Source organism: Arthrobacter sp. ZBG10, from assembly GCF_001238605.1.
In the GTDB taxonomy this organism is placed as follows: Bacteria; Actinomycetota; Actinomycetes; order Actinomycetales; family Micrococcaceae; genus Arthrobacter.
Genome location: NZ_LFQH01000047.1, coordinates 55,003 through 70,238 on the forward strand (window position 1 = coordinate 55,003; position 15,236 = coordinate 70,238).

Genomic DNA, 15,236 nt, shown 5'->3' on the forward strand with positions numbered 1-15,236 from the left:
GGTGCGCCGGCGCAAGGGCGCCAAGTACGCTAGTACGGTGACTACTCCCACTGCATCCCAGACTTCCCAGAAGCCGGTGCTGGTTGTTGACTACGGTGCCCAGTACGCGCAGCTGATTGCCCGCCGCGTCCGGGAAGCGAATGTGTATTCGGAAGTGGTTCCGCATACCTACTCCACCGAGCAACTCCTGGCCAAAAACCCGGCGGCCATCATCCTGTCCGGCGGCCCGTCGAGCGTCTACGCCGACGGTGCACCAAGCGTCGGCGCCGACCTCTTCGAAGCCGGCGTGCCCGTCTTCGGCATCTGCTACGGCTTCCAGGCCATGGCCAACGCCCTGGGCGGCAAGGTGGACAAGACCGGCCTGCGGGAATACGGTTCCACCGAGACCACCGTCCTGGGCGAGGCCCGCTCGGTCCTCGACGGGATGCCGCAGCACCAGAACACCTGGATGAGCCACGGCGACTCCGTGCACGAGGCCCCTCCGGGCTTCGAGGTCCTGGCCACCACGGCGGGCGCCGAAGTGGCAGCCTTCGCCAACGAGGAAAAGTGCCTTTACGGCGTGCAGTGGCACCCCGAGGTCAAGCACTCCGCCTACGGACAGCAGGTCCTGGAGAACTTCCTGTTCAAGGGCGCCAAGCTCGAACCCAACTGGACCACCGGCAACATCCTCGAAGAGCAGGTGGACCGCATCCGCCAGCAGGTAGGCGATGCCCGGGTCATCTGCGGCCTCTCCGGCGGCGTTGACTCCGCCGTGGCCGCCGCCCTGGTGCAGCGCGCCGTGGGCGACCAGCTGACGTGCGTCTTCGTGGACCACGGACTGCTGCGCGAAGGCGAAGCCGAACAGGTCGAACGCGACTTCGTGGCCGCCACCGGCGTGAAGCTGTACATCGCCAACGAGCAGGAACGCTTCCTGTCCGCCCTGGCAGGTGTCAGCGATCCCGAAACCAAACGCAAAATCATCGGCCGCGAATTCATCCGCGCCTTCGAAGAAGCGGAACTGGCCATCATCGCCGAAGCCGCCGCGCACGGCGAGAAGATCAAGTTCCTCGTCCAGGGCACTTTGTACCCTGACGTCGTCGAATCCGGCGGCGGCGAAGGTGCCGCCAACATCAAGAGCCACCACAACGTGGGAGGCCTGCCGGAGGACCTTCAGTTCGAACTCGTCGAGCCCCTGCGGGCGCTGTTCAAGGACGAGGTCCGAGCTGTCGGCGCCCAGCTGGGCCTGCCGCAGGAGATCGTGGGACGCCAGCCGTTCCCCGGACCCGGCCTCGGGATCCGGATCGTTGGCGACGTCACCAAGGAACGCCTGGACCTGCTGCGCAAGGCAGACGCGATTGCCCGCGCCGAGCTCACCGCCGCCGGCCTGGACAACGAGGTGTGGCAGATGCCCGTGGTGCTGCTCGCTGACGTCCGCAGCGTTGGCGTGATGGGGGACGGCCGCACCTACGGCCACCCGATCGTGCTCCGGCCCGTTTCCTCCGAGGACGCCATGACGGCCGACTGGTCGCGGTTGCCGTATGACCTGCTGGCCAGGATCTCCAACCGCATCACCAACGAAGTTGATGGTGTGAACCGTGTGGTTCTTGATGTGACCAGCAAGCCGCCGGGAACCATCGAGTGGGAATAGCAGGCTAAACGGCCGGTCTCCGAATGGGGGCCGGCCGTTCCCGCTTTCCCGGCAAAATCATTGCAAAATCGGGCCTGTACGTGTTGCGGTCTCCTAACTCCGGCGTCGAAGCGGCTACTCTCGAACGTATGCCGGTATGGTCCAGGTCCCCACGTGTTAATGCAGAAAAGAAGGCAGAAGTGTCAGTTGGTCAAGGCCACCAGGAAGGCTCGGAAGAGCTGCGCAAATGGCTGTCCGGGCTTAAACCCGTCACGGGTGCCGACACCATGCTGCGGTTCACCAAAACACCCGAAGGCTCCATTGACCTGACGCATGCACACCCGTCGGGGCTGGCCCAGCTGATGGCCGGCCGCAAGACCCGGCTGTCCACGCTCATCCGGGACCGGCAGCAGTACGTGGTGGCGGCGAGGGCTTCCCGGAACATCCGGTCCAAGATCTTTGAGCTGGCCAACGACCGCGGCATCGACGCCGGGTACCTGTCCGCCGGGACCGTGGTGTGGACGTCCGCCGTAGGTGGCAAACCCCAGCGGGTCTCCGCCCCGGTCATGCTTACGGCCATCTCCCTGACGGTCCGTCCGGGGGAGGACGACTTTGAACTTCAGCTGACCGAGCAGGCACACATCAACCCCGCCCTGGTACGGCACCTGAAGAACGTCCACGGCATCGTCTTTGACGTCAACGCAGTCACCCGGCTTGCCTACAGCACCGCCCGGTTCGATCCGCAGCCGGTCCTGGACCGGCTGTCCACCCTGATCGCACCCATCCACGGTGCCGAGGCCCAGCACAACCTGCTGGTTTCCACCTTCGCCGACCTTTCCGGCAACCTCGATGACCCGTGGATCAACGAATCGAACCCCCTCGTTGCAGCCCTGGCCGCGGCGTCCGGCGGGGATCGGGTGGACGTCGCAGCGCCCGATCCTTCCCGCTTCAGCCCCCTGGACGAGCGGGACCCCCAGGACGAACTGCTGCTCCTGGACGCGGACACGGACCAGCAGTATGTCCTGGACGCGGCCCGCGCCGGCGATTCCCTGGTGGTCAGCAGCCCGCCGGGAACCGGCCAGACACAGACAGCCATCAACACCATCGGCGCGCTGGTGGACGCCGGGAAGACAGTGCTGGTGGTGGGTGACCGCCGGGCCAGCCTCAGCGAGGCAGCCAGCCGGCTGGAGGATCTTGGCCTCGAATCCATCCTCTTCCAGCTCTCCGGAAACGTCACCGCCCAACAGCTCAAGGCCCAACTGGTCCGCGCCATCATGCGCAACGAAAAGTCGCTGGAACCGCAGTTGGGAAACCTGCACACCACGCTGGCCGAACACCGCCACGCCTTGATGGACCACGTGGCGTCCCTGCACAACGTGCGCGACCGCTGGGGCTGCTCGCCCTACCAGGCAATGCAGTCCCTGGCCGAGCTGACCTCCATCCACCCGGCGCCCGCCACCACCGTCCGGCTCAAGCGCAGCGTCCTGGACAGCATCCGCGACCGCGAGGAGCTGGCCGGCCGGCTGCGCCGGGCTGCTGAGCTGGGCAGCTTCAGCAAGGCATCCACCACCAGCCCGTGGCACGGTGCGAAACTGCTGAACCGCAAGGAAACCGAGGAAGCCCAGGACCTGGTCCGTGCTGTGGCAAAGAGCCTGCCGGTCCTGCGGGAGCGGATGAACGCCGTCGCGGAACACGCCGAAATCCGGCTCGGGGAAACGTTCACGGAATGGGGCGAGCAGCTTGAGCTGCTCGTGGCCGTGCGCGGCAGCCTGGACAAGTTCACGCCGGACATCTTCGACCGGCCGGTCACTGACCTGATTTCCGCTACGGCGTCCTCGTCCTGGCGGCGTGAACGCGGCGTTGATATGGCCGCCATGCAGCGCTCCCGCCTCCGCCGCGTGGCCAAGGAGTACGTCCGGCCCGGAGTCCACATCTCCGACCTCCACACCTCGCTGGGCCTGGTCCAGGAGCAACGCGCCCTGTGGGCCGGCTATGCCACCACCCAGCGGCACCCGGCAGTGCCGTCCGGCCTGGCCGAACTGAACGTGATGTACCGCGACCTTGACCGGCAGCTGACCCGGCTCGGGTTGGCGCTGCGTCACACCGCATCCGGCGGTGCCCTGCATGGTGTCCGCTACGGGGACCTGATGGAACGCCTTGAGCGGCTGGTGGCCGACACCGACACCCTGAAGACCCTGCCGGAGCGCACACTCCTGGTGGAGAACATGCGCGAGCATGGCCTCGGTGAACTCCTGGACGACCTCGCTGCCCGGGAAGTACCGGCTGGCTCCGTGGCCGCGGAACTTGAGCTGGCCTGGTGGCAGTCGGCCCTCGAAGCAATGATCAGCGGCGACGACTACCTGGCCATGTCAGACGGCGATGCCCTGCGCACGCTGGAAGCGGAATACCGGCTGGCCGATAACGCCCACGTGGCCAGCGGCGCTGCCCGGCTTCGCTGGGACCTGGCCGAAAACTGGCGAACCGCCATCGCAGAGAAGCCCCGCCAGGCTGATCTCCTGCGCAGCCTCCTCAAGGACGGCCGCGTCTCCCTGCCTGCGCTCACCGCACAGGCGCCGGACCTGATCGGGAGGCTGGTGCCCGTTTGGTCCGTCAGCCCGTACCTGATGACAGGCCTGCTGCCTGCCGAACAGCGCTTTGACGCCGTGGTCATCCTCGACGCCGAGGCGACGTCCCTGCAGGCCGTGCTGCCGTCGATCGCCCGCGCCCGCCAGGTGATTGCCTTCGGCGACGCCAGGATCGCCAGCCCGCGGACCTTCACCGTGGGGGTCGAACGCCTGGCCCCGGGTGAGACCGCGCACCAGCGGGTGGAGAGCGCCTACAGCGCGCTGGCAGCTGTCCTGCCGGTATGGTCCTTGAACTTCGTTTACCGTGCAGTGGACGAGGACCTGGTCCTGCAGCTGAGCAAGAACTTCTACGATTCCGGCCTCCGCCGGCTGCCGGAGGGCCAGTCCGCAACCGGACTGGACCGCGCGTTGCTGGTGGAATACCTGCCGGACGGCACGGGGCTGCCCAGCGCCGACCACGAAGGCGTCGAATCCGTCGTGGCAGAGGTCAGCCGGGTGGTGGACCTGGTGTTTGAACACGCCCGCCTGCGTCCCCGCGTCTCCCTGGCCGTCGTCACAGCCAGCCTCCGGCACGCCGCCCGGATCGGCGAATCCATCAGGCTGCAGCTGCCCAACCACCCCGGCCTTGCCGGGTTCTTCGGCGCCGGCCCTGAATCCTTCCGGGTGGTCGACCTGGAACGCGCGCAGGGCCTGGTCCGTGACCATGTCATCTTCTCGCCGGGTTATGGCCGCACCCCGCATGGCCGGGCACTGCACAACTTCGGGCCGCTCTCTGCCGATGGTGGCCGGGAGAAGTTCGCCCTGGCCATGACCCGAGCCCGGCAGTCCATGCACGTGCTGACCTGCTTCCGGCCCGAGGACCTGGACCACACCCGCCTTACGCATGGGGCAGTGGACCTTTATTCGCTGCTGGACCGGGAGATTTCCGGCAACACGGATCTTGGCACGCCCGCCTCCCGGGCCGCGGCCAGCGAGCAGGCCCTCGGTGCAGACCCGCTGGTTGCTGACCTCGGTGACCGCCTGCGGGCCCGCGGCGCCAGGGTGTGGCACCAGTACGACGGCGCCATCGATGTGGTGGCCGCCGCTGATCCGCTGAGCACCATGGGCCAGGACGATTCCGCCCTGAACCGGCCGGTGGCGATCGAATCCGACGGCACCGGGCAGTACCGCAGCATGAGCGTCCGTGAACGGAGCCGGCTGCGGCCGGAGCTGCTGGAGCGCCTGGGCTGGCGGTACATGCCGCTGTGGACCATTGAAGTCTTCACAGACCCGTCCGCCTGCGCGGACAGGATCGCAGGATACCTGGGACTTGAGCGGATGGTCCTGCCCGCCCGGACAGATCATGCCACGGGCTTCCTGGACGACGACGTGGACCAGGCACTGAACGGAATCGGCGCGGCAGGGCAGGCTGCCAGGCGGTCTGCCGCGGCCAGCCAGGAACGGGCCGCTGCTGCGGTTGCCGTGAATGAGCCGGCTGCTGCTGCCCAGGAACCGGCCGCAGGCCCTGCAGCGGCTCCCGCAGCCGAAGCTGCGGACCTGCCGGACACCCGGAACCCCGGCGCCGGCGGCGCTGAACCGGACACAGACGACCTACGGGCCACCGGCCCGGGCAACGAGGAGGCGGGCACCATGGCCGCGAACGAAACGACAAATGCCGCCGCAGGAGAGCAGCCTGGCGGCAGCAGCACTGACCCGTCCACGGCCGCTGAACCGGCGGACACCCCGGCCAACGGCACTGCAGGGACCGCCGGCATCCTCCCCACCAAGGCGGCGGAGGACGATCCCAAGGGCTGGGGCGACCGCGAGGACGACCACGATGCGTGGCTCAAGGAACAGAAGCCGCCGCACTGGGGCTGATGGCAGCGGTCTGACGGCCGACCCGCCCTAAGGCGGGCCAACAAGGACAAAAAACAGCCGGCCCCGCGTGGACGCCCCGGCCAGGCGCTCGGCTTGGCTGCTGTCGGCAGCAACCACCAGCAGGCCCTCGGTCTCAGCCGTGCCAAGCCACTGGCCGTCCTGGGCGCCCTTGCCGGAGGTCCACAGGACCGGGACTCCCTTGGCAAGGACTTCTGAGGGTGCCAGGGGTTCGAAGCCGTCCGAGGGCGTGAGCACCACGTTCACCAGTTGGCCCGGCGCCACCAGCTGGATCGAGGACGGATCGGCCATCCGGAGCGGCACGGCCGCGGAACCGGGAGTTGTCCCGGCCAGGAGGCCCGGACCCACCAGCAGCGTGTCCGCCAGCGGTTGGCCCTTGCGCACTGGGGCTGCCAGTTGCATGCCCGCCACCTGGCCGGGGTCTTGCAGGAAACCGGAAGCGAGCAGGCCGGGAGGCACCCGCAGCTCAGCGAGGTCCGACGCCTGCAGCGCCGTCCCCGCCGGAAGGTCACGTGCCGCAGCCAGGACCCCGGCCAACGCGGGCGGGGCGGGAGTGAGCTGGTGGACAGTGATGGCCGCGGCGGCGCACAGGAGCAGGGCAACGGCCAGCCTACGATTGCGTCCCAGCCAGGCACCAAAACGCCGGGTGGCTTTTGACCCGTTGCTCCAGCCGCCGCGGCCTGAACTGCCGTGGACGCGTTGTCCAGGAATGTTGCCGCGGCGCTGGCGGTAGGGGGAAGCGGGCATGCTTCACCGTAGGCGCGACGAAACCCCGCATGACACAGGGGCAGCTGCTATGTGGACAAACCCGGGTCAAGCACAGGTGCGCACCGGCACAAAGCCGGGACCGCCGTCGTACCCCCTGCTCAGGCGGGTGGACCCGAAGGGGTGCTAGCTGGCTTTGGCGGCCGCAGCCGGGGTGGCAGCAGGTGCGGCGGCCGCAGCCGCGGGGGCCGACGGCGCAGGCGAGACGGTGCTTCCCTTGGCGTCACGGGAATCCGTGCGGTAGAACCCGGAGCCCTTGAAGACCACACCAACGCTGTTGAACTTCTTGCGCAGGTTTCCCCCGCACTCGGGGCACGTGGTCAGGGTGCTGTCGGTGAACGACTGCACGATGTCGAAGACGTGGCCGCAGTCCTTGCAGGCATAGGCATAGGTTGGCACTGGTGCTCCTCCTCTTGGGCAAAGGGAAGGTCCCGTGCTGCCGATTGGTGTTCCATTAGCAGTCGCAGGGCCTGAGTGCCAATTCTAGCATTCCAGCCGACGGCTTCAGTAGCTGGGTCAATCCTGGTGGGAGAGGCGCTGGAAGCCGGACGGGGTCAGGACTGTGGGGACAGGCCTGTCGAAGGGTTCTGCAGGAATGCTTCCGGCGGGGAGGATCTCGTCGTCGAAAACCACTGCTGTGCGGGGGATGTGGCGGTCTGCTGCCGCCAGGTGGGACTGGAACACGTCGTAATATCCGCCGCCCTGGCCCAGGCGGTTCCCGTCGCGGTCCACAGCGGTGGCCGGCAGGAACAGCAGGGCAGCCTGCCCTGCAACCGTTGTCGGGTGCCTTGGGCCTGTGGGCTCCAGCAGGGGAGCAAACTTGCTTCGTTCGAACTGCACCCCCGGCCGCCAGTCCACCCAGCTCAGCTCGCGTTCGGCTTCGCACACGGGGAGCAGCACGCGGTGGCCAGCTGCATGGAGGGCCTGGATCAAGGGCAAGGTGGGCGGCTCCGTCCCCACGCTGAGATAGGCGCAAACGGTTTCCCGACGGCCGCCGAGGATGGCGTCGGCCCACTCCAGGCCGTGCAGGGCGAGGCCGGCTCCGGCAGCTGCGAGTCCCTCGGCGCTGCGGGTGGAGCGCCGTCGCCGGTGCTCAGTCCGGAGGTTCTCCTTCGCCGTGGCGTTTTCATCGCTCATGGTGACATCCTTGGAAGCCGGTGTCGGCGGGCCGGGCCGCGATGTTTCCGCGGTGCAGGCAACGCCTGTGCTGATTACTGAATGGTTGACGCTGAGGTTAGATTAGTCCCGTGACTACCAGTAACCCCAGAGTGCGCAAAGCCGTTATCCCCGCCGCCGGGCTGGGGACCAGGTTCCTTCCCGCCACGAAGGCCATGCCCAAGGAAATGCTTCCTGTGGTGGACAAGCCTGCCATCCAGTATGTGGTGGAGGAAGCCGTGCACGTGGGGCTGCACGACATCCTTATGATTACGGGGCGCAACAAGCGCGCCCTGGAAGACCACTTTGACCGCGTGCCGGCCCTGGAATCAACCCTGGCCGAAAAAGGGGATACCCGGAAACTCGCCTCGATCCAGGCGGCCAGCAACCTGGGGGACATCCACTACGTCCGCCAGGGTGACCCCAACGGGCTGGGCCACGCCGTCCTGCGCGCCAGGCAGCACGTGGGCAACGAACCTTTCGCCGTGCTCCTGGGCGATGACCTCATCGATGCCCGCGACGAACTCCTTGCCACCATGATTGACGTCCAGGCCAAAACCGGCGGGTCCGTCGTCGCACTCATTGAAGTTGAACCGTCGCAGATCAGTGCCTATGGCTGCGCCGACATCGAGGCGGTTGCAGGAGAGGACTACGTCCGCGTCAACCGGCTTGTGGAGAAGCCCAGCGTGGAGGAAGCGCCGTCAAACCTGGCCGTCATTGGCCGCTACGTGCTGCACCCCGCTGTGTTCGGCGTCCTTGAAAAGACGGGACCGGGCCGTGGCGGTGAAATCCAGCTGACGGATGCGCTGCAGGAACTGGCCACAGTTGAAGGCGAGGGACACGGTGTTTACGGCGTGGTGTTCCGCGGCCGCCGCTATGACACCGGCGACAAGCTGAGCTACCTGAAAGCCTGCATCCAGCTCGCCATTGACAGTGAAGACCTTGGCTCCGGCCTGCGCGACTGGCTGCCGGGCTTCACTGCCGGGCTGTCCAAGTAGCACCCATGCGGCTGGGCCCCATCTGGCCGGTAACGCTGGAGTGCGACGACCTGGTCCTTCGTCCCATCCGGTACCGGGACAAGAAGGAATGGACTGCCGTCAGGGGGCGCAACAGCGAATGGCTGGCCCCGTGGGAGGCGTCCAACCCCGCACCCGGTGGGGGGTTGCCTGACTACCGCCAGATGGTGCGGTCCCTGAACTCGCAGGCGGCGGCGGCAACGGCTTTGCCGTTTGTGATCGCTGAGCGCAGCGTGCCCGGCGGCCCCGCGGCCATCGTGGGCCAGTTGACGGTGTCTTCGATTGTGTGGGGTTCAGCCATGATGGCCACGTTGGGGTACTGGGTTGACCAGGACCGGGCGGGGCGGGGGTTCGCACCGACAGCGGTGGCGCTGGCCACCGACCATTGCTTCCGCACCCTGGGGCTGCACCGGATGGAGATCAATATCCGGCCCGAAAACGGACCCAGCCTGCGGGTGGTGGAGAAGCTGGGATTCCGTGACGAAGGCTACCGGCCCCGCTACCTCCACATCAACGGTGAATGGGCTGATCACCGCACGTTTGCGCTTACATCAGAAGAGGTCCCTGAGGGGTTGCTGCACCGGTGGCTGGCGACCCGTACGTCATAAATCCAGTGATTTGCCAGCCGGACCACGACACACCGCGGCCAATGCGGCGGCAGCCGCCGTGATGCTCATACGGTTTTGAGTGTGGACTTCCCCCTTAGCAGCTCAGTGATCCTTGTGGTTGCCGTTGTGCTCTGGATTGTATGGGTTGCCCCTTATGTCCTTCGGAACCGGCGCAGCCAGTTCCTGCCCGCCGGCGAGATGCCGGTGGACACCCCCCACGAGGAGCTGCCTGACCCCACTGCGGGCCTGGCTCTGAACGTTGCCGCCCGGCAGGAGAAAGCAATGGATACCAGGAAGAGCGCCGGCCCCGGAGCAGGCGCGCCGCCCACCGGCCAGTTCCGGATCCGTTACGGCCGCACAGCTTTGGCGCTGGGTGGCCTGCTGGCGCTGCTGACCGCTTTTGTCTCCGGCGTTCTGCTGCCTTTCGGAGTGGGGTCGCCGGCCTTGCCCCTGTCCTGCCTTGCCTTGACCGTCCTGGCCGTGGTGGTCCTGCGCCGGTTGGCGCTTCGGGACCGGGCTGCCAGGGTTGAGGCCGCCTTCCGCGACGCCATGGGCCCGGCTCCGCATCGCGCTGAACCTGCCAGCAACCACCCCGCCACGCCCGACGCCGGCCCGGCGCCCCGGGAGGACCCCCCTTTTGACGCGGAAGCCGACAGCGGGGCCGCCAAGCCGCTGACGGCTGCGGAACTCCGCGACGCTGCCCTCGCCGTCGCTGTGGCCGCCGGAGATGCCAGCGCCATCATCGCCCCTGCAGGGCCAGCCAACACCCCGTGGGAGCCCGTGGAGGTTCCCAAGCCCGTCTACGTCGAGGCTGCCAAGGCGGAACGCCCGGCTCCCGCGCCGCTGGAACTTCCCGAAGCGCCCAAGGCAGCCGGCAAGCCGTCCCTGCGCCAGGGTGCGGAAGCCCAGGCGTCCGCCGCTGACGCCGCGCAGCCGGCGAAGGCACAGGGCGCCCTGGGCAATCTCGACGACGTCCTGCAGCGCCGCCGCGCCTAGCAGTTCCGCGGTGCGACGGGATTCCCGTGGCCGGCCGGTGCGCCGGTTTGGCATTAGGCCGGGAAAATTTATAGCCTAGGGTCACCGGTTCCGCAGCGGCAGTTGGCGTGCGGCATCATCCGGGGCTATAGCTCAGTTGGTAGAGCGCTTCGTTCGCATCGAAGAGGTCAGGAGTTCGAATCTCCTTAGCTCCACAATCAAGGCCCTCTGACCTGCGGAAACGTTGGGTTGGGGGCCTTTCCTTTTGCCCATGGTGATCCGATGCCGGGGCAATCCCGCTCGGGCATCCCGCCCTTGGTACAAAAGATACCGGGAACGCCCAGCAGCTCTGGCCCGCGTGGCCATCCCTGGATTGTACGTTCCCCCTGCCACTCCCATTTGGGCGTTTACAATCCAATACCGGCGTGCCACGATATGGATGTTGTGCGCTTCGCGGGTCAGTCATCCTTCGCAGAATGTGACAGGGAACAGATCAGTACAATCACCTCCTCCGAGGCATCTCCGGTACTCGGCCCCTCGCGAGGAATTCCTCATGTTTGATCTGTTCAAAGACCTTGATACCTACAAAGGGATCCCGCCGTATGCCAGCGAACATTACGGTGTCTATCAACCTCTGCTGGGCTGGGAATCACGGCTGACCAAAAAATGGATTCAGCGCGGTGGAATCATCGTCGATCCGCATATCAAGAAGATCCTTGATGCCCGGTTCAAACCCGGTCCGGAACTCGTGCAGAATGATCATCCCTTGGAATTTCTGGCGTTTCCCCTTCAGCCTGGCTCCGGAATATCGCCCTATTCCGTTATCTTGACCAAGACACTCAACAGCGAGCTACTGGTTGTCCTGAGGGATGCCGTCCAGGGTTTTGTGGAACAGCATGAAGGCCGTCTGCCGCAGGGTGCAGAATGGAATGCGCTGATAGAAATTAACAATTTTATGGACCCCGAGGCAGGGCCGCTGCGGAGGGTTAACGATATCCATCGTTCCCGCCTGAACCAACAGATGATGGCCCAGGCCCAAGGGGGCCAGATCACCGGCGAGGTGCTTGCGGCCACTAAGCAAGCACACCTGGCCCTCATGCAGTACGAGTCCCAGATCGCCGTCTTCCTCCTTGCCCAGGCCGAGGCCCAGCAGGGGGCAGATCCCAACGAGCTCGCCAAGCTCTTTTCTGTCACTACCGCCGCGCCGGCCACTGACATCCTCCGACCGACGGACCCTTTGGCGAGCATAGACCCCCGCGCTTCCGGCGGGACGCTCTCGCCTGTGGGGTTTGTGCACTTGTTCCGCCAATACTTTTTCGATTTGGGAACCTTTCTGGGCGAAAGTGTCGAACATGTTTGGCTTGCACCGGGAACAACAATCGAGCTCATCGAGGTGAGCACCCGAAAGTCTGTCGTGGAGCATCAGGAGGAAAGTGCGTCAGAGTCCACCACCACTTCTGAAGAGAGCAGCGCGGTTAAGGATGAACTCAGTGACGCGGTGAAAGCCGAGAACAGCAGCAGTACCAAGCTTGGTGTCTCGACCACGAACACTGTGAATTTCGGCGTGTACCAGGGTACTGCTTCGGCAAATTACGGCGTGGAGAGCAGCCGGAAAGAGGCCCGCGAGGCAACTCACAAGCAAAACCGGGAGCAGTCGGAAAAGCTTTCTTCACAGATCAAGCGGAGCTTCAAGTCCATCTTCAAGACCGTGACAGAGTCGACGGATGTGCGCAGCCGACGGTACCTGCTGCAAAATACGTCGAACAAGCTGGTCAACTACGAGCTGCGGCGCAAAATGCGCCGCGTTGGCGTCCAGCTTCAGGATATGGGAAACCAGCTGTGCTGGCAGGTGTTCATCGACGATGCCGGAGTGTCCCTGGGACTGTCTGAACTGGTGCATTTTGCTGAATCCCCGGACTTGGCGAACCTCAAGGACCCCGAGTTTGGCCCGCCCCCGGCCAACATTGCCAAGAAAATCACGGTGCCGATTCCTTTCACCCCCATCCTGAACTACAGCAACTGGCATGCAAACTACGAGTTCGCGTATCTGGAGACGGGCAACACGCCATATAAGGACAAGTTCCTTGGCACCGTAAAGGGCGACGATGATGACGATGACAGCCAGGTCATCATGGGGCCCTTCACGTTCAAGATTGACCCTCCGCAAAGTGACTATGTCCTGACCGACGACATCAGGATCATTGGGCCGCAAGGCAACAAACAGGCCGTGGTGAGGACGAAGACCAAAAACGCGGATGGCTCGTTCACCCTGGTGCTGCAGTTCATCAACTTCAACAAGGAAAATGTCCTCAACCTCGACGTGGAGCTGGTGTTCGCCCCACAGGCTGCCGCACTCACCGAATACGAGGCAAACAAGAAGAAGATCCAGGAAAAGTACGACGTCGAGAGGCAGCGTCTGCTGAAAAAGAGTTTCCTGGAGAGCGTCAGGCAACGCATCAAGGACGCAAGCAGCATCAGGTCCAGGCCCTCATGGGACCTGAGAGAAGAAGAACGCACGGTTATCTACCGTGAACTGCTCCAGCGCCTGATGCTCGACTCCTGGGACATAGCCTCCAAGAATCAGAAGGATACGGACAATCTTCGCCTCAGCCACGTCCGCTCGGAGGTCATCCGGGCCATCTTCGACGTGGATGGAATGCTCTACTTTGTAGCACCTGAATGGTGGATGCCGCGGCGGCACCGAAGCCAGCTCAATTTGCAGGTGCAGGTGGGAGACCCCTCAATCGAACTGACCGATAACGACGTCGTTAAATGGGATGACGTCGAAAAACGCCCGGACAATTACCGAATTACCGAAGACTCCGCTCCCGCACGGTTCGGCAGTTCACTCGGGTGGCTGCTCCAGTTGGACGGTGACAACCTCCGCAACGCTTTCCTTAATGCGCCCTGGGTGAAGGCTGTCATCCCGATCCGGCCCGGGAGGGAGGGGGCCGCGCTCAATTGGCTTAGAAGCATCGAAGGCCACGAGAACGACGGGTGGAACACGCCCTATATCGGCACGGCTGAAGAGGATGCCGAGTTCAGCGGCAAGACCGTCGGTGAAGTACTGGAGATCATTGCCGGGCGAATGGAAAAGGAGAACGGCAAGATCGTCAACGTACTCGAAGCAGACAAGGTCTTTGAAAAGGGGTTCGACCCGCTGGCATCGGGCTTCGACGCAGGGTTGCCCGCCAACAAGGTCTTCAGCCAGTGGATATCGATTCTTCCCACGGACCAAATCGTGGCCTCCGAGTATGAGCCAAAAGACCTCACCCTTTAGCCCTGGGGAAACAGCCATGGAACTGAGGGACATCACCCGGGAAACCTCATTGCTGAAGTCCTACAAATCGACATACGTCGACAACCAGAATCACGAACTCCTCAGGATCTACCGGGACAAAGGCCGCCAGTTTCCGGTACTGACCGAGCGGGTCTTCACACAATCAGGAGCCTCGCCGGAGGAGTTGATCGACTACAAGCTCCAGCGCAACATGGATGATGCCGATGCCGGACGGATTTTCGTCCTCGAGCGCACCGACAACCCGACCGATCAGCTGAAGACGAGGCTTTTCTTCGTCTGGCTCTCCCCAGCACTGGTCGGGCAGTTCAAGGTTGGCACCTCCAGCGCCCCCAAGGTGAAAGCGAGCGTTGTTTTTCATCCGCCGGCGGGCCTGGAAAAGTACCCGACGTACTGGAGAGGAGGACTGGAGCCGCTCCAGGTACCCAACTTCCTTGAGCTCGGAATAAGGTACCTGTGCAAGGAAAAGAATGTCGTGGCCCAGCATTTCTGCTCAACCCCCAAGACCCGCCAGCCCGGCGTCCCGCGCACCGACAGCCTCAAGAGTTCCCTGGCCGTGATGGTCGTGGTGCCAGTCTCCAGCGCCAATGCTTTCGCCAGCCTGGGCGACCCCCGGGAATTCGAAGATGCGCTCCGGCACATCGCCAAACGATGCTTTGAGGCCGTCACCACGCAGTTGATCCCGGCGGCTGCGGTCACGCTCGAGCGGGTGGCCGTCTCCGGATACAGCCGGAGCGGGGCAGTCCTCCGCACCCTCCTGGACAATGCCCGGGCGAACGAGCCGTTCATGCGGAACGTCGTGAAGGAGTTTTATGCCTTCGACGTGATGCTTAACGAGAACAATCCCCAGGGCGTTGTGATCAAAACGAAAAAACAGGGGTACGACGAGTTCTGGTCAAGACTCAAGACCTGGCAGGGGGAGGACTCCGACAAGATGATCCGGCTCTACAGCTCAGAGCCTGCAACGGTTGGAGCGATCTATGGCGAACTGCAAACCCGGCTCAAGAACTACGGCGGGGGATATCAAAGCGCCGTCGGTTTCAGCTCCTTCAACGGCAAGGCGCGGCGGAATGGTTCCGGAAAATACGCCGGACTCAGCGACGGCTACGAGATCTACTCCACCGACAACTCACGATCCCTCGCCGTTATGCCCTCAGGAAACGCCCTTGTCTACCTCTCCAGCGAGAACCTCGTTAATCCAGAAGGCTTTGCCCCTGGCGGTACCTACGAGCCCGGGCTGGAGGGGCACAGCTGGTTCGTGTCGCGGCTTCTGTCGCATGCCCTGTTCCACAGCGGCTTCTAGCGGTGCCCGTCCGCGACTCCTGGATAATCGCCGAAGACACCGGCACAACC

10 protein-coding genes and 1 tRNA gene are annotated in these 15,236 nt (G+C 64.7%); 8 read left to right on the forward strand and 3 right to left on the reverse strand.

Features of this window, described 5'->3' with window-relative positions; all coding sequences use genetic code 11:
- The first annotated feature begins 37 nt into the window (after positions 1-37).
- Together guaA and ACU18_RS11950 are read left to right on the forward strand one after the other, a co-directional pair.
- Positions 38-1,627 carry a glutamine-hydrolyzing GMP synthase gene (gene guaA / locus ACU18_RS11945; protein ID WP_050685962.1) on the forward strand — a complete coding sequence of 530 codons (1,590 nt, stop codon included), beginning with the start codon at positions 38-40 and terminating at the stop codon, positions 1,625-1,627.
- A 128-nt stretch (positions 1,628-1,755) separates the two neighbouring features.
- Positions 1,756-6,048: a DUF4011 domain-containing protein gene (locus ACU18_RS11950; protein WP_050685811.1), complete on the forward strand. Its 4,293-nt coding sequence runs from the start codon at positions 1,756-1,758 to the stop codon at positions 6,046-6,048.
- 27 nt (positions 6,049-6,075) lie between these two features.
- Here the strand turns inward: ACU18_RS11950 and cpaB are convergent, their stop codons facing one another.
- From cpaB to ACU18_RS11965, 3 genes are all read right to left on the reverse strand, one after another.
- The gene (gene cpaB, locus ACU18_RS11955) at positions 6,076-6,813 is read right to left on the reverse strand and encodes a Flp pilus assembly protein CpaB (RefSeq protein WP_082178304.1); all 738 of its coding nucleotides are present in this window, start codon (positions 6,811-6,813) and stop codon (positions 6,076-6,078) included.
- Between the two features lie 144 nt (positions 6,814-6,957).
- Positions 6,958-7,230: an FmdB family zinc ribbon protein gene (locus ACU18_RS11960; RefSeq protein ID WP_050685813.1), complete on the reverse strand. Its 273-nt coding sequence runs from the start codon at positions 7,228-7,230 to the stop codon at positions 6,958-6,960.
- A 117-nt stretch (positions 7,231-7,347) separates the two neighbouring features.
- Positions 7,348-7,968: a 5-formyltetrahydrofolate cyclo-ligase gene (locus ACU18_RS11965; protein WP_050685815.1), complete on the reverse strand. Its 621-nt coding sequence runs from the start codon at positions 7,966-7,968 to the stop codon at positions 7,348-7,350.
- Positions 7,969-8,078: 110 nt separating this feature from the next.
- Here ACU18_RS11965 and galU point away from each other — a divergent pair, with 110 nt between their 5' ends.
- From galU to ACU18_RS11995, 6 genes are all read left to right on the forward strand, one after another.
- Positions 8,079-8,984 carry a UTP--glucose-1-phosphate uridylyltransferase GalU gene (gene galU / locus ACU18_RS11970; protein ID WP_050685816.1) on the forward strand — a complete coding sequence of 302 codons (906 nt, stop codon included), beginning with the start codon at positions 8,079-8,081 and terminating at the stop codon, positions 8,982-8,984.
- A 5-nt stretch (positions 8,985-8,989) separates the two neighbouring features.
- Positions 8,990-9,610, forward strand: a complete 621-nt coding sequence (locus tag ACU18_RS11975; protein ID WP_050685818.1) for a GNAT family N-acetyltransferase — start codon at positions 8,990-8,992, stop codon at positions 9,608-9,610.
- A gap of 81 nt (positions 9,611-9,691) precedes the next feature.
- Positions 9,692-10,606 (forward strand): hypothetical protein, encoded by a 915-nt coding sequence (locus tag ACU18_RS11980; protein WP_231686069.1) that lies wholly within the window; start codon positions 9,692-9,694, stop codon positions 10,604-10,606.
- Positions 10,607-10,727: 121 nt separating this feature from the next.
- Positions 10,728-10,800 (forward strand) — tRNA-Ala (locus ACU18_RS11985).
- Between the two features lie 338 nt (positions 10,801-11,138).
- Complete coding sequence (locus ACU18_RS11990) at positions 11,139-13,865, forward strand: hypothetical protein (RefSeq protein ID WP_050685820.1); 2,727 nt, start codon at positions 11,139-11,141, stop codon at positions 13,863-13,865.
- Complete coding sequence (locus ACU18_RS11995) at positions 13,840-15,186, forward strand: hypothetical protein (RefSeq protein ID WP_197273571.1); 1,347 nt, start codon at positions 13,840-13,842, stop codon at positions 15,184-15,186. Before ACU18_RS11990 ends, ACU18_RS11995 begins: the two co-directional genes overlap by 26 nt.
- Positions 15,187-15,236 lie beyond the last annotated feature (50 nt).

Coding starts and splice junctions, on each gene's coding strand:
- ACU18_RS11950 (WP_050685811.1), top strand. CDS start 1,756: ATGCCGGTATGGTCCAGGTCCCCACGTGTTAATGCAGAAAAGAAGGCA.
- ACU18_RS11975 (WP_050685818.1), top strand. CDS start 8,990: ATGCGGCTGGGCCCCATCTGGCCGGTAACGCTGGAGTGCGACGACCTG.
- ACU18_RS11965 (WP_050685815.1), bottom strand. CDS start 7,968: ATGAGCGATGAAAACGCCACGGCGAAGGAGAACCTCCGGACTGAGCAC.
- cpaB (WP_082178304.1), bottom strand. CDS start 6,813: ATGCCCGCTTCCCCCTACCGCCAGCGCCGCGGCAACATTCCTGGACAA.
- ACU18_RS11990 (WP_050685820.1), top strand. CDS start 11,139: ATGTTTGATCTGTTCAAAGACCTTGATACCTACAAAGGGATCCCGCCG.
- ACU18_RS11995 (WP_197273571.1), top strand. CDS start 13,840: ATGAGCCAAAAGACCTCACCCTTTAGCCCTGGGGAAACAGCCATGGAA.